Raw genomic sequence first — 16,996 nt, forward strand, 5'->3', positions numbered from 1 at the left:
ATAATCCTCGGCTTGTTTTTTGCCCGCCAAGACCTTCAGTGGATAGGGTGTTATGTCCGGAAAAGCGCAACAACAGTCTCGTATTAAAGAGTTGATCACCCTTGGTCGTGAGCAGAAATATCTGACTTACGCAGAGGTCAACGATCACCTGCCTGAGGATATTTCAGATCCTGAGCAGGTGGAAGACATCATCCGCATGATTAATGACATGGGGATCCCCGTACACGAGAGTGCTCCGGATGCGGACGCCCTTATGTTGGCCGACTCCGATACCGACGAGGCAGCTGCTGAAGAAGCGGCTGCTGCGCTGGCAGCGGTGGAGACCGACATCGGTCGTACGACTGACCCTGTGCGCATGTATATGCGTGAAATGGGTACCGTCGAGCTGCTGACACGTGAAGGCGAAATCGAAATCGCCAAACGTATTGAAGAGGGTATCCGTGAAGTGATGGGCGCAATCGCGCACTTCCCTGGCACGGTTGACCACATTCTCTCCGAGTACACTCGCGTCACCACCGAAGGTGGCCGCCTGTCTGACGTTCTGAGCGGCTACATCGACCCGGACGACGGCATTGCGCCGCCTGCCGCCGAAGTACCGCCGCCCGTCGATGCGAAAGCCGCGAAGGCTGACGACGACACCGAAGACGACGATGCTGAAGCCAGCAGCGACGACGAAGATGAAGTTGAAAGCGGCCCGGACCCGATCATCGCAGCCCAGCGTTTCGGTGCGGTTTCCGATCAAATGGAAATCACCCGCAAGGCCCTGAAAAAGCACGGTCGCTCCAACAAGCTGGCGATTGCCGAGCTGGTGGCCCTGGCTGAGCTGTTCATGCCGATCAAGCTGGTACCGAAGCAATTCGAAGGCTTGGTTGAGCGTGTTCGCAGTGCCCTTGAACGTCTGCGTGCGCAAGAACGCGCAATCATGCAGCTGTGTGTACGTGATGCACGTATGCCGCGGGCTGACTTCCTGCGCCAGTTCCCGGGCAACGAAGTAGACGAAAGCTGGACCGACGCACTGGCCAAAGGCAAGGCGAAATACGCCGAAGCCATTGGTCGCCTGCAGCCGGACATCATCCGTTGCCAGCAGAAGCTGACCGCGCTTGAGACCGAAACCGGTCTGACGATTGCTGAAATCAAAGACATCAACCGTCGCATGTCGATCGGTGAGGCCAAGGCCCGCCGCGCGAAGAAAGAGATGGTTGAAGCGAACTTGCGTCTGGTGATCTCGATCGCCAAGAAGTACACCAACCGTGGTCTGCAATTCCTCGATCTGATCCAGGAAGGCAACATCGGCTTGATGAAAGCGGTGGACAAGTTCGAATACCGTCGCGGCTACAAGTTCTCGACTTATGCCACCTGGTGGATCCGTCAGGCGATCACTCGCTCGATCGCCGACCAGGCTCGCACCATCCGTATTCCGGTGCACATGATCGAGACGATCAACAAGCTCAACCGTATTTCCCGGCAGATGTTGCAGGAAATGGGTCGCGAACCGACCCCGGAAGAGCTGGGCGAACGCATGGAAATGCCTGAGGATAAAATCCGCAAGGTATTGAAGATCGCTAAAGAGCCGATCTCCATGGAAACGCCGATTGGTGATGACGAAGACTCCCACCTGGGTGACTTCATCGAAGACTCGACCATGCAGTCGCCAATCGATGTCGCCACTGTTGAGAGCCTTAAAGAAGCGACTCGCGACGTACTGTCCGGCCTCACTGCCCGTGAAGCCAAGGTACTGCGCATGCGTTTCGGCATCGACATGAATACCGACCACACCCTTGAGGAAGTCGGTAAGCAGTTTGACGTGACCCGCGAGCGGATCCGTCAGATCGAAGCCAAGGCGCTGCGCAAGTTGCGCCACCCGACGCGAAGCGAGCATCTGCGCTCCTTCCTCGACGAGTGATACCAGAACCCCCGGCCCAGGCCGGGGGTTTTGTTTTCCATAGATTACTTTCTATGGATTAACTTCCCCCGCAACACCCCCTCCCCCGCAATGCCCGTCTACACTCGAAACATTCCCCGTGCCATAACGAGACCGTTATGCCCAGACTGCCGACCGTGATACTGCTGTCGCTGCTCGCCTGGACCGCAACGGCTGGCGCGTTGACTCTTACTGATGATGAGCGTGGCTGGCTGGCGGACCATCAGGAGCTGCGCCTGGGGGTGGACGCTTCTTGGCCGCCCTTCGAATACCGTGATGAAAATGGCCGTTATCAAGGCCTCGCAGCCGACTATGTACGCCTGATCCAGGACCGCCTGGGCGTGCGGATCAAGCTGATCGAGCCGGAAAACTGGACCGCCGTGCTCGAACAGGCGAAAAACAACCAGCTCGACCTGTTGCCCGGCATCATGTCGACGCCCGAACGCCAGAATTACCTGGCCTTTACACGTCCGTACCTGGATTTCCCGATCGTCATCCTCGCCCATGAAGGCGGCGCGAAACCGCGCAACCTTAAAGACCTGTACGGCCTGAAGATCGCCGTGGTGGAAAACTACGCGCCGCACGAATTACTGCGCACCCACCATCCCGACCTAAACCTGGTGGCCATGCCGAACGTCAGCTCGACGCTGCAAGCCCTGGCCACCGATGAAGTGGATGCGGTTGTCGGCGACCTCGCCTCCAGCGTCTGGAGCCTGCGCCAGCTCAAGCTGGATGGTTTATACGTCAGCGGCGAAACGCCCTATCGATACCAGTTGGCGATGGGCGTACCGCGCGACCAGAAAACACTGGTGGGCATCCTGGACAAAGTCCTCGCTGACCTCAGCTCCGACGAAACCGACGCGATCCAGCAACACTGGGTCGGCAGCTTCACCGATCACCGCACCTTCTGGGCCGACTTGCTGATGTACGGCCTGCCGGCGGTGCTGCTGCTGAGCACCGTGTTGGCCATCGTGATTCGCATCAACCGCCGGCTCAGCTCGGAAATTGCCCGGCGAGTCGCCCTTGAGCAAGAGTTGCGCAGCAGCGAATACCACTATCGCGGCCTGGTCGAGAGCCTGTCCGCGATTGCCTGGGAAGCCAGCATCACCGACTTCACCTACAGCTACGTTTCGCCCCACGCCGAAGACCTGCTGGGCTATCCCCGCGCCCATTGGCTGATTCCAGGCTTCTGGCGCAACATCATCCACCCTGCCGACCTGACCCGAGCGGAGGCATTCTGCTTCCAGGAAACCCGCGCCAACCGCGATCACAGCCTCGATTATCGAGTGATTACCGCCGACGGCCGTTGCTTGTGGGTGCGCGATATCGTCAGCCTGATCGAGCACGGCCATGAGCCGGTGTTGCGCGGTTTGATGATCGATATCAGCGAAGCCAAGCGCACAGAGGAGGCTTTGCAGCTTTCCGAAGAGAAGTTTGCCTCGGTGTTTCAGCAATGCCCGGACATCCTGGTCATCGCCCGCCTCTCTGATGGCTGCCTGCTGGAGGTGAACAAGGCATTCGAGGACCAGATTGGGCTAAGCGCCGAACAAGTCGTGGGCAAAACCGCCACCGAGCTGAACATCTGGGGCATTCAAGGCGTCGGCCCCGACCTGCTGCAACGTGTGCAGACCACCAGCATCCGCAACCTGGAAATGCCATTTCTGCGCAGCAATGGCCAGGCGTTTACCGGGCTGATCTCCGCCGAACCGTTCCAACTCGACACCACAGAAGCCTTGGTGGTGGTGGTGCGTGACATCACCCAACTCAAGGAAACCCAGCAACTGCTGCAAACCTCCGAAGAGAAATTCGCCAAGGCCTTCCACGCCTCACCCGACGGTTTGCTGCTCAGCCGCCAACGCGATGGGCTTTTGATTGAAGTGAACGAAGGCTTCACCCGCCTGACGGGCTTTAGCAGTGCGAACTCGCTCGACCAGTCGACCCTGGACCTGGGCATCTGGGTCGACCTCAACGAACGCAAGCACATGCTGGAACTGATGCAACGCGACGGTTTTGTGCGTGACTTCGTCTGCCATATCCGCCGCGCCGACGGCTTGATTCGCCTGTGCGAAGTCTCCAGCCGGCCGCTGCCCATCGGCGAGGATGACTGCATGCTGACCATCGCCCGTGACATCACCGAGCGCCAAGTGATGCAGGAAAAACTGCAACAGGCCGCCACGGTGTTCGAGAGCACGGCCGAAGGGGTATTGATCACCGACACCCGGCAGAACATCAGCGCCGTCAACCGCGCTTTCAGCGAAATCACCGGCTACAGCGAAGCCGAAGCCCTTGGCAGCACGCCGCGCCTGCTCGCTTCCGGCCTGCATGACAGCGCGTTCTATGCGGCGATGTGGCATCAATTGACCGCCCACGGCCACTGGCAGGGCGAGATTTCCAACCGCCGCAAAAACGGCGAGCTATACCCCAGCTGGCTGACCATCAGCGCCGTGCGCAACCGCGACCAGTTGATCACACACTTTGTTGCCGTGTTTGCCGACATCTCCAGTCTCAAGCACGCCCAGGCTCGCCTCGATTATCAGGCACACCACGACCCACTGACCGGCCTGCCCAACCGCACCCTGTTTGAAAGCCGACTGCAAGCCGCCCTCACCAGCCAGGAAGAAACCGGTCACCAAGGCGCCGTGCTGTTCCTCGACCTGGACCGGTTCAAGCATATCAACGACAGCCTCGGCCACCCCGTCGGCGACCTGCTGCTCAAGGACATCGCCGTGCGCCTCAAGGAGCAACTGCGCGACATCGACACCGTGGCACGCCTGGGCGGCGACGAATTCATCATCCTGCTGCCCGGCCTGCAACAAGCCAGCGATGCCGAACACCTGGCCAATAAACTGCTCGCCTGCTTCACCCCGCCGTTCCAGGCCGGCGAGCATGAGTTCTTTATCAGCGCCAGCATCGGCACCAGCCTCTATCCACAGGACGGTACCGACGTCGCTACCCTGGTCAAAAACGCCGATGCCGCGATGTACCGCTCCAAGGCCAAAGGCCGCAACCGTGTCGAGAGCTACACTCGCGACCTCACCGCCCAGGCCAACGAACGCGTGGCCCTCGAGCACGAACTGCGCCGTGCCATCGAGCGTGAAGAGCTGTTTCTGTACTACCAACCGAAGCTCAGCCTGGTCACCCAGGAACTGATCGGCGCCGAAGCATTGATTCGCTGGCACCACCCGACCTTTGGCGACGTGCCGCCGGAACACTTCATCGCCCTGGCCGAGGAGAACGGCACGATCCTGCAGATTGGCGACTGGGTACTGGAACAGGCCTGCCGTCAGATGCACACCTGGAAACGCGCCTTCAACGATTTCGGCCCGCTGTCAGTCAACCTCGCCGGCGCACAACTGCGTCACCCCAACCTGCTCGCGCGCATCGAACAACTGTTGCACGACTACCACTTGGAGCCCGGTTGCCTGCAACTGGAGATCACCGAAAACTTCATCATGAGCCAGGCCGAAGAAGCCCTCGAAGTGCTGCACCAACTCAAGCACCTGGGCGTGCAACTGGCCATCGATGACTTTGGCACTGGCTATTCTTCACTCAGTTACCTCAAGCGCCTGCCACTGGATTTCCTCAAAATCGACCAGTCCTTCGTGCGCGGCCTGCCCGACGACCCCCACGACGCCGCCATCGTGCGCGCCATCATCGCCCTGGGCCACAGCATGCAATTCACCATCATTGCCGAAGGCGTGGAAAACCCCGCACAACAAGCCTTCCTGGCCGCCGAAGGCTGCGAACAGATGCAAGGCTACATCGTCAGCCTGCCGCTGCCGCCGGAGCTTTTTGCCGAGACTTTTCTTCATATGCGGGTTTCAGACTTTTCGGATGGCACAGCACGGAAACCGTCGCTATAATCCGCGTCCTACTGAGGGCCTATAGCTCAGTTGGTTAGAGCAGAGGACTCATAATCCTTTGGTCCACGGTTCAAGTCCGTGTGGGCCCACCAACTCCAAAGCCGCGCATTGCGCGGCTTTCGCGTTTCTGGCGGAAACCATCGCGGATACAGTCCTATGGTCCAAGGGTACAATTTAGGTACAGTGCTGGTTCGCCAGCCGCCTAGGAGCACCCTCTCATGGCTACTCTCGTCAAAACCCCTTCCGGCACTTGGAAGGCGCTCATTCGTAAAAATGGCTGGCCCACTGTCGCCAAAACCTTCCGCACAAAGCGTGATGCGGAGGACTGGTCGAGGCGTACCGAAGAAGAAATGGTGCGTGGCGTGTACATCCGGCGTAGCGGCTCGGAGAAAATGACGCTAGAGGCTGCACTCAAGCGCTACCTGAGCGACATAACCCCCACCAAGAAGCCCACCACTCAGCGTGGCGAAACCTCGAAAGCCAAGAAACTCATCGAGCACCTGGGCAAGTACTCACTGGCTGCCCTCTCCGCTGAAATCATCGCCGGTTATCGTGACAAGCGCCTAAACGAACCCAGCCGTGGCGGGACAATCAGCAATAACACCGTGCGCCTCGAACTGGCCCTATTGAGCCACCTGTACACGGTAGCGATTCAGGAGTGGGGTTTAGGTCTGACGTTCAACCCAGTGCTGAACATCCGTAAGCCAAGCCCTGGGGATGGTCGTGACCGAAGATTGTCGCCGGAAGAAGAACGCGTTCTGCTCGCGGCCGTGAATCGACATAGCAATCCTATGTTGGGCTGGATTGTTTGCATCGCTCTGGAAACTGGTATGCGCTCGTCAGAGATCTCATCCCTACGGCGACTTCAAGTGGATTTGGCAAAGCGCGTCATTCGTCTCTCAGACACAAAGAACGACGGCTCGCGTACCGTTCCACTGAGCAAGCGCGCCACTGAAATATTCAAAGCTGCGATGGATAACCCGGTGCGTCCAATCGACTGCAATCTGGTGTTTTTCGGTGAGCCTGGAAAGGACGGGAAGCGTCGGCCGTATACCTTCACCAAGATTTGGGGACAGCTCAAGAAGAAGCTCGATCTACCTGACTTCAGGTTTCACGACCTGCGCCACGAAGCAGTAAGTCGGCTTGTCGAAGGTGGGTTATCGGATCAAGAGGTTTCGGCTATCAGTGGTCACAAGTCGATGCAGATGCTCAAGCGATATACCCACCTTCGGGCTGAGGACCTAGTTGAGAAGTTGGATAAAATCTCAAGATAACCGTAAACCTTGAAGCTAAATCATCCGAAAAAACACAAAAAATTGGATTTATTTCAAAAATAACTTTGACATCAATACGGCCCCTTGAATTACAAGGGCTTAGCCAACCTCAAGAAAACCAAGATATATAATCCTGGTAGCAATATGGCGACAGCACAACTACCAAAGTAATACTTCCTGGCCAATACGCGTCACCACTTAGTTTGACACCAGCAAATCACTGCGTAAAACTTCGCTCAACTTCTCCCACCATGGCGAAATTACCAATGACCACTGAGCAGTACTTACTTGATCGATTCGGCCCGCTAATGAGTTTGCCCGACATAGCCAAACTACTAGACCGATCCGTTGACGGCATACGGGTATCTCTATATTCAGACAGTGAGACCTCACGAATGCTAAAGCCCACAATGGTTCGCGTAGGTCGCAGAATATACTTCCGCACAGCCCAAGTTAATGATGTATTAAAGCTAGAAACGCCGTCTGCAACAGAGTAAGGGCCATGAAAGAACATGTAACTATCAAGCACAAATACGTCAGAGACTTTACCGTCCTACCGAACAACTTGCTCCGAGACAATACCCTTTCATGGGGAGCAACAGGGCTACTAGCTTACTTAATGTATCTGCCAGATAATTTCCAGCTTTACTTATCTTATCTATCAAAACAAAAGCGGGACGGGCGTGATGCCACGCGCGCGCGCATCAAAGAACTGGAGGTCGTCGGTTACCTGAAAATCCATCGGGAACGTGATGGGCGAGGCCAGTTCTCAAACACAAGCTGGGAGATCAATCCCACCCCGCAAACGCACGAAGCGGAGGCCCTACCACCAGGATCGGAAAACCCGAATCTGGATAGGCCAAAGACGGCGGTCCCAACCGAGGCAAAGCCGACGCTACTAAATACGAAACAAAAACAAGAACTAAAAGAAAAAAATACTACTACAACAAAGCCCTCTGTGGATAAGTCGCACAAAGATCTCTTCTACCCACCGGGCTTGGTGTCGAATGAGCCTAAAGCCTTATACAAGGCGCTGCTCGACGTTCCATTAGAGGACGCCCAAATGTTGCTTGATGAAATTTCAGGAGTCATGGAGACACCAGGCGCGTTACGAACCACCCCTGTACGGCTGCTTCACGGACTGCTAAAAAAACACAAAACTGGTTTATTCATCCCTAGTACAGGCCTAAAAATCTCTCGACGCAGAGAGCAGTAAACTCAAACTAGAAAATATATTTATTAGGAGCTATAGCATGCAACTGCATTTTAATGAGCTTGAAAATTACTGTGACAGCTTAGAGCACCCAGGAGATATTCAAGTAATATTACACGCAAATTATTCAAAAGGATTTGCACTCACAGTCTCTGATGGGGTTAGCGAACACTCGGTCATTGATGAAGACAACCGACCTTACTGCTTTAGAACAGTAGAGATGGCACTCGACGAACTGGCGAATATTTCCTACATATCGACAAAAATCATGATAGACCGAAAGGCTTGGTCCTAGCCCCACCTACATGAGAAGCCAACGGCAACTAAAAAAGAAATTCTGAACGCAGTTATCCAAATACCCCAAGAACGCTTCGGTGTGCAGGGTGCTGGGACCGAAAAGAAAGTCCCTGACAGGTGGGAACAGTAGCTCGATAGAAAGAGCCACCGGACAAGCAGCGGAAAGACGCGCCGTATAGACCACATCCCAAGAGCGCCACAAACGCGCACTGGATACGGGCCTTAAACAAGCCCTGACTGGCGAGAAAAGTAGCTCGATAAAAAGAGTCGCCGGACGGCTGGAAAGACAGCACTGCGTTCGCCCCTACCCCAAGGAGCAACACGATGATCTCGTACCTTTACCTACCGATTCTCACCTTCTGCACGTTTGTTCTCATATCCATCCGCCGATACTGGGTATGCGTAGACCGGCTCGGATACATGAAAGAAGTTTCTAAACGGGCACCGACGTTACTGCACCGAGACCTCATAGCCGCAGTGCTTGCGATGGTGCCATTCGCAATGGCGGCCATTGATTGGTTTGGAATAACGCTTCCCCGGCAGTCAGCACCTATCCCTTCAGGTTTCGCTGCATTGCTCTCAGTCTGCTGTGTATGCGCCTGCATAGGCACTCTCAATAATACCTTTGAACGCCTCGCTGGCAGTTGGGCAGGAACGCGGGAAAGCGCTCTGCGCACAGTCGCTGCCCTACGGATCATTGATCAAGCAGAGCTGGCAGCAGCGATGAATATATCCAGTAATCGCGACGCGAAAGCGACAAGCGTGGAACCAACCAACAGCATTGGCGATGAGGTGAAAAAATGAAAAGGATTCCTGCTCTCTTGCTCATCACAGCTTCAATTCTCGCGGGCTGCGAACAACAAGAACCGGTTCAAACCGTCGACTGGTACAAGGCTAATACATCTGACCGCCTGAAGACGCTAGATAGGTGCAAATCCAACCCTGGAAAGCTATCGATCTCTGCGAACTGCATCAACGCATCATCGGCCGCGAATGCAATAGTCCTGGAACAGCGTGGCTACAAACACCGCGAGCCGGTCAATTATTCTTCTCAGGGAAAATAGAATGACAACCACGACCGGAATATTTGAATGGATCGCGGGGAGCATGGACCAAACGCTCCAGACTTTCATACGCATCACTTCCAGCCAAGTGATCAATGATTTTTCACTGACGGTAACGCTTTGCGGAACGCTCTATCTGACCATGATCGGCTTCATGATGATCACCGGCACAATCGAGCAACCCGCTTCCCACTTCGTTAAGACCTGTGGAAAATTTCTGCTTATTAGCGGACTGGCAATGAACGCAGACACGTATATGTCGTGGATAGTGGAAGCACTTCACGGCCTAGAAACGGGGGTTGCCTCTGCCTTCTCAGCAACTGGCGATTCAACCGCTTCAACCTCTGTGTTTCAGGTAGTGGACAAAGCCATGTCCGACGGCTGGGCGATAGGTGCCGATATCCTGGCGAGGATGGGAACCCGCGCCTGGCACGAAGTGGGAATGATATTTTTTGATTTGTTGACCGCCATAATCGTCTACGCGGCAACACTCATTATCGCGGTACCTGCTGGAGCAATGATCATCGTTGCAAAGGGAATGCTGTCGATCATGCTGGGGATCGGGCCAATTTTTATCATGATGCTGTTGTTCGGTCAGTTCACATCCAAATGGTTCGATAGCTGGTTCGCCCAAGTCATCACATACATCCTGCAAATCGCGCTGGTTGTCACGGTACTCAGCTTCGGGATCAAGTTTTTCTCTTCGCTAACGAGCGACATACTCGCAACACCCGGTGACTACCCGATATCCACCTTCCTGGAGCTATTGGTGGTGACAGTCGTTGTGCTGTACATGCTGCAGCAAGCTAATGCCGTCGCTGGCAGCCTTGCAGGGGGAATATCAAGCGCAGGACTCACGCTACGCGGAATCGCAAGCGGTGCCACCTCACCGATCACCAAGGGACTTAACCGACAGTCCACGCGCCGCGACATGCAGTCGGGGCAAATGGTCACCGCTGGACGCTTGAACCACCTTGCGGCAGGTAACACAGCCTGGAACCCAGCCTACCGACAGCACGTCATGCAGAACATGGGCAAAAACTGGGGAAATGCTACCGGGGGCAAAGTAAATCAGTAGCCCCTGACGTATGGCTCATCAGACCTCGCTTCGGCGGGGTCTTTTTCTGAGTACCTTCAGCAAGCGGATGGCGGGTCAAGGGGTTGGTGCGGCCCGCAGGAGCGAAGCAACGAGGACTCGGCCCCTTGACGCGGCAGGAGCGACCAACGCTCACGGCATGGGTGTAGGGGATCAAGGCCGTAGGCCTCCCCTGCACCCTTGACGACAGAGGGCGACTCGCTCCCTTCCCGCTTGCGGGAAGGGCGGGGAGATGGGCAACTTTAAAATCGTTAACTCATTGAATTTTAGCGACTAATTGCAAAAAACAAGACAATTTCAGCGCTTGCCTTACTTGACTAACCAAGGGCTGAAAACCGTTAAACAGAAGTCATCGCAGAGAAGCTCAACGCAATTTAAACGAGTGAAATACAGTCTCTGATAACTCCGCGCTCCGCTTGGGCAACCCCTTCGGTTGCATCCCGTGTCCGAACTTGCCGGACGGGCTGCGGGGCAGGCACGGCGGGCGGAGCCCTTGACCTACCCCTAGCGATAGGCTGAGCGCTTCCTGTGGTGTCAAGGGTGCGGCTACGCCCGTCATCCTCACCCGTTCGGTGCTCGCCTTCGGCTCTGCTCCGCATGCGGCCTCCGGTGCCGCCCTTGACACCACATCCAGCAAAAACCTTGTACTTTGATCAATGCACGCTTTCACATGTGCCATGTACCTCCATCACACTCGCGGTTTACAAGGCGTGCTTGCGCGCGACCAGGAATGCTTCAAATGTGAATTCCTTGCACATGAACAAGACTTCTCAAAACTCGTCAGGAAAACAGCATGACTTCAGAGAATCATAAAACCACTCAACAGCAAGACAACGTTGCCTCCTCAGCCGGAACTGACCAGCTCAAGGAACACCAGATATCGGAAGCCGAGCAGAGCAAACGAAAGGAAACCATGGACTTTGCCAACGCCTCAGTAAACCTGTCTGGATTTGAAGTCACTGAGGGTATGAAACGCCTCGGCGAGCGCTACATCAGCGGCGAAATTGATCTGGACGAGTTTATGTCGATCTCGCAGCAAGAGAGCGCTTCTTCTCTACCGAAGTGATCGTAAGTTCACCGCAGCTTGAACATTCTGAGCCACATGCCCGACATTTTTCGGACTAACAAGGCAACAACTGCACGCTGACTGACAACGCAGCAGTGAAAACGCAAGAAGCATATGCCTGAGAAAGGCCCCCCTATGCATTACCCCACAACAGAGTTCACCGGCCCACTGAGAGAAGGGGGATGGCAAGCATGCAGCGCCCACGCCTAAAGCCTCCAGCGTCAATCTGGAAACGAATCGATAGCTCCCCGGAGCGCCTGATCTCTCTCGCCGCACTTGCCGTTGCGTTTGGCGCGCTATGCGTGTCGTTATGGCAGCTTGATATGGCTAAGCAGCACAATGTGCTTTCCGTAAGACCTTACCTAATGGTCACGCCTCACCTCGCAGGTGCCAACGGAAAGAACGGGCTGTATCTCACCAATGAAGGTATCGGTCTCGGGATACTTACTTCCCTGAGCGTTTCCGTATCGGGGAAAGTCTATGCAGGCTTAGGCAAGAATCAGTGGCCGAAAATCTTGCGCGATATGGGCTTGGAACCGCTTTGCTTTTCTATTGGCTGGCCAACCAAGGTTGCCGCCTTAAGGCCCGGAATGGAAATCGAAATTCTGGGCAAGTCGAAACTGTTCAACTCTGGTTGCGAGCTTGCGCTGGCTACTTTCCTAACAACGAAAGACGTCTCGATTGAGCTACGTTACACCTCGCTTTACGAAGAAGAACACACATTTTCAGGTGATACGTTCTTGAATCTATAGCGCCAGGCTCCGTAGCTGAATCCGTCCGGGCTTTGTTCATGAACAAGAACTTAGCCAATTGGAGATCTAGTGCAGGATAGGCTTCCGCCGGGAATGTGACACCCACTACGCCTGCCTTCGCTCTACCCCAGCTATCCGACACACTGCATCAAGGAAAGCTTGTTCATGAACAAATGTTTGGGGGATATGAGACCTAGTGCAGGATAGGCTTTCACCGGAAAGCTGTATTACACAACGCCACCTCCACTACGATTTTTCCTTGTTCATGAACAAATTTGAAAGACGGTGGAGCACTAGTGCAGGATAGGCTAACCGCCGTTTAAATGTGCGCACACATTTAGCACGGCATGGCTTTGCAAGTTTCGTTACCGTTGATGGGGAGTATTTATGGAGAGCTCAAGCCGAGCCTTGAACATTCACCTGGGCGCAGACCTAAAAGCCCGCTGGGCGGATTACTGCCTTGCTTTGGGTAAATCTCCTGGAGCAGCAATCAAAGCTGCGATTGAGCAACAACTGGCGCAATCAGCGGCGAACCCGGCCCCAAAGACTTACCAGCAAGTCGCAGAGACGACGACAAGCGATCCCAAGCAACGCTTTGAAATCCTGCTGACTGCTTCGGAAAAAGCAGCTATCAACGAGCGCGCTCAGATAGAGCGGTGTTCCATGCGGCGTTGGATCGTCGACGCCATCCGCATCGGCTTGACCCACGAGCCACAGTTCGGCATGGATGAAATCGACGCATTAGGTGAATCGAACTATCAGCTTTTGGCTCTAGGACGAAATCTCAACCAGATCGCCCGCAGCCTGAATGATGGTAAGTATGAACCGGTCACTGTCGAGATGATTACAGCATTAAGCGGGTTGATTCAGAAACACACTGAAGTGGTCAGTAAAGCCATTCGCGCTAGCCTTGAGCGTTGGGACATCGAATGACGTGTCACTTCCTCTGAAATCACTTTAAGACGGCATGTGCAACAGAATGGAGCAGAGGGTCGAACAGAACTCGTAATCGGCACATCAGCCGTTGTGCCTGCATCGAGGTTGGAAACGGTATCGGAGCAGCGCTGTCGTCCGGTTGCAGAGATTTTAACTAGCCGCTACCATCAGCACCGGTAGTGACAGCTGCCCCGTGCTCGCCATGCTAAGCCACAGCCCCGTGGCCCTGTTGCAACACTCCTCATTATCTCTGGGTTCTTCATGCTCAGAAACGATTGCGAGCTTCGTTTCCCCTGAGTTTGGAGTTGTCCATGATCGCAACACTCCGTAAGCCTAACTCCATCGCTGGCATCAAGAAAGTTGCCAAAGAATTGAAGAAAGGCTCAAAAATCACTCATTTCCAAGCATTAAATCTGGCAGCTCAGTTGTCAGGTTTTCATAACTTCAACCACGCCCATAGCTCGCTGAATTCACCTGCATCTGGGATGCCGCACGATCACAAGTACCAGGTGACGATATCTGCTAGGTGGAGAGACTGGGAAGGCAACAAAGGTAGCGTCTCTGCAACAGTGTCTATCCCCAATCTGTTGCATGAATTGGTCACTCCGCAAAATTTTTTTGGGCTGCTTTCCGATTTGGAAATCAACGGTTCTGAAGAACTATCGTTTGCCAAAGTCCTACCGGGAGAGGGACACGCAGAAATGAGGGTGTTCTCTGCAGCACGAGCGATCCGATTCATCTCTGTGACGGGCTTAGTCCCCGCGCTGACTCCGCGGAACCCACTACCGTTTTTTGAGGACATCCACGGATTTCAGTGCAAGATACCTAACGGTGATCACACTCGCTTTTGGAAAGATCCTATCAGTGGACATCACGTCATCACAGATGAACCCTATTTCGGCGAAGCTACTCCTCCATTAGTGAAGGCCAAACGGACTGAGTGGGCGAACAAGCATCAGCTCAGTGTTGGATTTCCGGAATGGCCTGGAATGCACAACCCAGGTTACGGAACACGTTTAACGCTTTTTTCGCAAAATCTAGACGTAGCGCCCTTTGTGAAAACTTTGGACAAGATTCCCGTTCCAGGTGAAGGTTACGATGCAGATCTGTTAGAACCAGACTATCGAAAAAGTACCTCACCCATTGGCAAACGAGCTTATAGCTGAAACTAGCTAAAGTTTTAGGTGATGATCCGTTTTCGTAAGTGGTATTTCGAAAACGGATCGCCCCGCACTCCGACATCGCCAAACGAGTACATCCAATAGATAGCGCCTGAAGTGTTTGACTCATTTCAAGAAAAATTCAACCCGCTCGCCATAAACATTTACCCGACATAAGCATGACGGAGACCAAATTTTATCTTGAACAGGAAGGCCCGAATACTTTCATATCGCGGGCCTTCGAAGGTAGGCAAGAGAGCAACCGCTCATGCATTTGTGAACGGCTGTTGGAGTGCCGACGCCGACTAAACTTACAACGCTACCTCCTTAGACTAGAAAATCTAACCTCCTGTATATTACCAAACACACTCATTCAATTTTTATTCAGCAAAATTTACTGTTACTCGTCCGACCCGCTGAGTTACAGTCGCTCCTATTTCTGCTACGTCGGGGTCAAATAATGCTAAATTAACGCCATCCCCTACCGAACTCCGATACATAACACCATCAAACCCACAAACTTTCACATACTCGCATAGATATTGGCTGGGTACGTAATCGAACGCAGCAGATCTTGGCAAAACGGGACGAGTAAGTTCTTCTCCTAGCTTCTCAAGAAACTCCACATCACTTCTAAGCATAGATATTTCGCTCTCATCAGAAAGCATAAAAGGGGAAACACTTCTTTTAGGATGCCTGAGATCAATAACTTTTAATCCGTCAGGAATACGTACACTGGCAACGCACGCATCCTCTCCCGTATGAGGGCGTATCTCAGAAACAGCTGTTATAGGTGTGGACGCCAAGTATAGATATGGAATACCTGCTGGATTGGCTCTACCATGTGAGGCAAGGTGTTTTGGAGGCGATTTCATTTCTACAGGAGGGTATGTCGTAGCACCGGTTTGTATCCGCGCACGGAACCAGTTTGTAGCCACCTCCGCCGCAGGAAGCAACAAATAATCAAAAAGCCTTTTGAGGCGGGAAAGATTTATTTCAGTTTCAGGAAAATACCTATTTTTATGTATGAGTTCCTGACGTAAATCATCCCATCTCTGTAGTGCGTTATCTGAAACAGCAGTCTCAGATGGCCTGTATCGTTGCCTTACCAATTCACCGTCATCGAGAACATCGCTAAGAAGCTCTTTAGCATGGGCTATGTCCATTCTCTCATGACTGAACATTCCCCAATCACTTTTCAGCAACTCGACAAGTCCAATTCCCTGGGGATCTCTGACATAGATCCCTGTCAACAACTCAAATTGCTCTCTAAGTTCTCGCGGGGATAAAAGTGGTTGATCGGGGGATAGACAATAACTACAAATCCCTATTTCCTGAGAGAACTGAACAAAAAAACTTCTTCGAAGATGTATATCACCGAAACAGCTTGGGCAGCAGTACAATTTCATTCCCGTCCATGAAAATAATCGGCCATCACTTCAATGTGATGCTGCATAGAGAGTTTTTTAACATACCCCAATCCGGGAAAGTGGCCGCGCTCATGCAACTCAATAAACTCATCAACCGCGCGAGTTCGGAAAATTTTCGTATCGGGCCTCAGGGCTTCATCAACTAACTTACGCAAAGCCTCAGCAAACTTACCTGCTGGGTCAGTCGGCGTTTCGAAGCGATCAGACTTAAAGTGATGGATATACATTCCATCATCCTGTTCATCGTCGATGAATGTTAAATGAATGGCAACTGCGTAAGCAGGCCCTCCACCTTCAGAGTACTCGTCTCCGACAATTAGGAAATCTCCAAAGCCTTCAGCCCCATCATCTTCGAAGGTAACGTGCAAGTCCGAGAAAAATTCTACAGCGGGGTGAAGCCTATTCGCACGTTTCTCAAATCCATTCTTAACGACAATCTTTTCAAAATCGGTAAAATTTCTTTGATATAAACGTCCATTGTAACCATCTAAAAAAACATGAGCAGAATCATCGTCCCCTGGGAGAATACTTAACAGCCCTCGAGCATCGGTAAAACCAGCATGGATGAATAGCTTTTTGCGCTGACCTACAGACTCTAAAATATTTTCAATCTGATGAACATCAGTCTCATCAGTGAGCAATACTCCTGCATACACATTTGCAGCGTGCTCATAATTACTATCCAGAAGCTCGATCAATCTAGACGGGTCGGCGGATAGATCTCCATACCGAGGATTTACTATAAGCGAAATACTACCGCCAGCATCGCTCACAGCATCAATTGCCCGTATCAAACCGTTCACTGCTTCTTTGACTGGTTCGATGATTGGGACAAATCCCCGCTCAGACATAATATCCGCACACTCGCGAATAGTAATTAGATCATACTGCTTACCGCGAAAATAAGGGTAGTACATGCTCCAT

At 53.3% G+C, this 16,996-nt stretch carries 14 protein-coding genes and 1 tRNA gene; 13 read left to right on the forward strand and 2 right to left on the reverse strand.

Translation table 11 applies throughout. The features are described from left to right. The first annotated feature begins 52 nt into the window (after positions 1–52). The 13 genes from rpoD (at position 53) to HX790_RS11910 (ending at position 14,648) form a co-directional block, all read left to right on the forward strand. Positions 53–1,903 (forward strand): RNA polymerase sigma factor RpoD, encoded by a 1,851-nt coding sequence (rpoD, locus tag HX790_RS11850; RefSeq protein ID WP_017138049.1) that lies wholly within the window; start codon positions 53–55, stop codon positions 1,901–1,903. 137 nt (positions 1,904–2,040) lie between these two features. Then, a complete protein-coding gene (locus HX790_RS11855; RefSeq protein ID WP_176991568.1) occupies positions 2,041–5,784 on the forward strand; it encodes an EAL domain-containing protein in 3,744 nt (1,247 codons plus the stop codon). A 15-nt stretch (positions 5,785–5,799) separates the two neighbouring features. After that, a tRNA-Ile gene (locus HX790_RS11860) sits at positions 5,800–5,876 on the forward strand. A 126-nt stretch (positions 5,877–6,002) separates the two neighbouring features. After that, entirely contained in the window at positions 6,003–7,058 is a 1,056-nt protein-coding gene (locus HX790_RS11865) for a site-specific integrase (RefSeq protein WP_176991569.1), read from the forward strand. A gap of 502 nt (positions 7,059–7,560) precedes the next feature. Continuing rightward, positions 7,561–8,274 (forward strand): hypothetical protein, encoded by a 714-nt coding sequence (locus HX790_RS11870; protein WP_176991570.1) that lies wholly within the window; start codon positions 7,561–7,563, stop codon positions 8,272–8,274. Positions 8,275–8,311: 37 nt separating this feature from the next. Then, positions 8,312–8,566, forward strand: coding sequence for a hypothetical protein (locus HX790_RS11875; protein ID WP_176991571.1), 255 nt, complete (start codon positions 8,312–8,314; stop codon positions 8,564–8,566). A 422-nt stretch (positions 8,567–8,988) separates the two neighbouring features. Continuing rightward, positions 8,989–9,372, forward strand: coding sequence for a hypothetical protein (locus tag HX790_RS11880; protein ID WP_256349234.1), 384 nt, complete (start codon positions 8,989–8,991; stop codon positions 9,370–9,372). After that, complete coding sequence (locus tag HX790_RS11885) at positions 9,369–9,632, forward strand: EexN family lipoprotein (RefSeq protein ID WP_176991573.1); 264 nt, start codon at positions 9,369–9,371, stop codon at positions 9,630–9,632. The genes HX790_RS11880 and HX790_RS11885 overlap by 4 nt, the downstream gene beginning before the upstream one ends. A 1-nt stretch (position 9,633) precedes the next feature. After that, entirely contained in the window at positions 9,634–10,710 is a 1,077-nt protein-coding gene (locus HX790_RS11890) for a type IV secretion system protein (RefSeq protein WP_176991574.1), read from the forward strand. Between the two features lie 811 nt (positions 10,711–11,521). Continuing rightward, entirely contained in the window at positions 11,522–11,794 is a 273-nt protein-coding gene (locus HX790_RS11895; protein WP_176991575.1) for an antitoxin VbhA family protein, read from the forward strand. A gap of 191 nt (positions 11,795–11,985) precedes the next feature. Further along, positions 11,986–12,546, forward strand: a complete 561-nt coding sequence (locus HX790_RS11900; RefSeq protein ID WP_176991576.1) for a hypothetical protein — start codon at positions 11,986–11,988, stop codon at positions 12,544–12,546. Between the two features lie 408 nt (positions 12,547–12,954). Next, on the forward strand, positions 12,955–13,479 hold the full coding sequence (locus HX790_RS11905; RefSeq protein WP_102370308.1) for a plasmid mobilization relaxosome protein MobC: 525 nt from the start codon (positions 12,955–12,957) through the stop codon (positions 13,477–13,479). 314 nt (positions 13,480–13,793) lie between these two features. Beyond that, on the forward strand, positions 13,794–14,648 hold the full coding sequence (locus HX790_RS11910; protein ID WP_176991577.1) for a hypothetical protein: 855 nt from the start codon (positions 13,794–13,796) through the stop codon (positions 14,646–14,648). A 374-nt stretch (positions 14,649–15,022) separates the two neighbouring features. Here HX790_RS11910 and HX790_RS11915 read toward each other — a convergent pair whose 3' ends face one another. Beyond that, entirely contained in the window at positions 15,023–16,051 is a 1,029-nt protein-coding gene (locus tag HX790_RS11915) for an RES family NAD+ phosphorylase (protein WP_176991578.1), read from the reverse strand. After that, positions 16,048–16,989, reverse strand: a complete 942-nt coding sequence (locus HX790_RS11920) for a sce7725 family protein (protein ID WP_176991579.1) — start codon at positions 16,987–16,989, stop codon at positions 16,048–16,050. Before HX790_RS11920 ends, HX790_RS11915 begins: the two co-directional genes overlap by 4 nt. Positions 16,990–16,996 lie beyond the last annotated feature (7 nt).

This window comes from Pseudomonas sp. IPO3747 (genome assembly GCF_013385245.1).
Classification (GTDB): domain Bacteria; phylum Pseudomonadota; class Gammaproteobacteria; order Pseudomonadales; family Pseudomonadaceae; genus Aquipseudomonas; species Aquipseudomonas edaphica.

Bases quoted from the DNA above. Each gene is read 5' to 3' on its own strand.
- rpoD (WP_017138049.1), top strand. From the start codon at position 53: ATGTCCGGAAAAGCGCAACAACAGTCTCGTATTAAAGAGTTGATCACC.
- HX790_RS11855 (WP_176991568.1), top strand. From the start codon at position 2,041: ATGCCCAGACTGCCGACCGTGATACTGCTGTCGCTGCTCGCCTGGACC.
- HX790_RS11865 (WP_176991569.1), top strand. From the start codon at position 6,003: ATGGCTACTCTCGTCAAAACCCCTTCCGGCACTTGGAAGGCGCTCATT.
- HX790_RS11870 (WP_176991570.1), top strand. From the start codon at position 7,561: ATGAAAGAACATGTAACTATCAAGCACAAATACGTCAGAGACTTTACC.
- HX790_RS11875 (WP_176991571.1), top strand. From the start codon at position 8,312: ATGCAACTGCATTTTAATGAGCTTGAAAATTACTGTGACAGCTTAGAG.
- HX790_RS11880 (WP_256349234.1), top strand. From the start codon at position 8,989: ATGAAAGAAGTTTCTAAACGGGCACCGACGTTACTGCACCGAGACCTC.
- HX790_RS11885 (WP_176991573.1), top strand. From the start codon at position 9,369: ATGAAAAGGATTCCTGCTCTCTTGCTCATCACAGCTTCAATTCTCGCG.
- HX790_RS11890 (WP_176991574.1), top strand. From the start codon at position 9,634: ATGACAACCACGACCGGAATATTTGAATGGATCGCGGGGAGCATGGAC.
- HX790_RS11895 (WP_176991575.1), top strand. From the start codon at position 11,522: ATGACTTCAGAGAATCATAAAACCACTCAACAGCAAGACAACGTTGCC.
- HX790_RS11900 (WP_176991576.1), top strand. From the start codon at position 11,986: ATGCAGCGCCCACGCCTAAAGCCTCCAGCGTCAATCTGGAAACGAATC.
- HX790_RS11910 (WP_176991577.1), top strand. From the start codon at position 13,794: ATGATCGCAACACTCCGTAAGCCTAACTCCATCGCTGGCATCAAGAAA.
- HX790_RS11915 (WP_176991578.1), bottom strand. From the start codon at position 16,051: ATGAAATTGTACTGCTGCCCAAGCTGTTTCGGTGATATACATCTTCGA.
- HX790_RS11920 (WP_176991579.1), bottom strand. From the start codon at position 16,989: ATGTACTACCCTTATTTTCGCGGTAAGCAGTATGATCTAATTACTATT.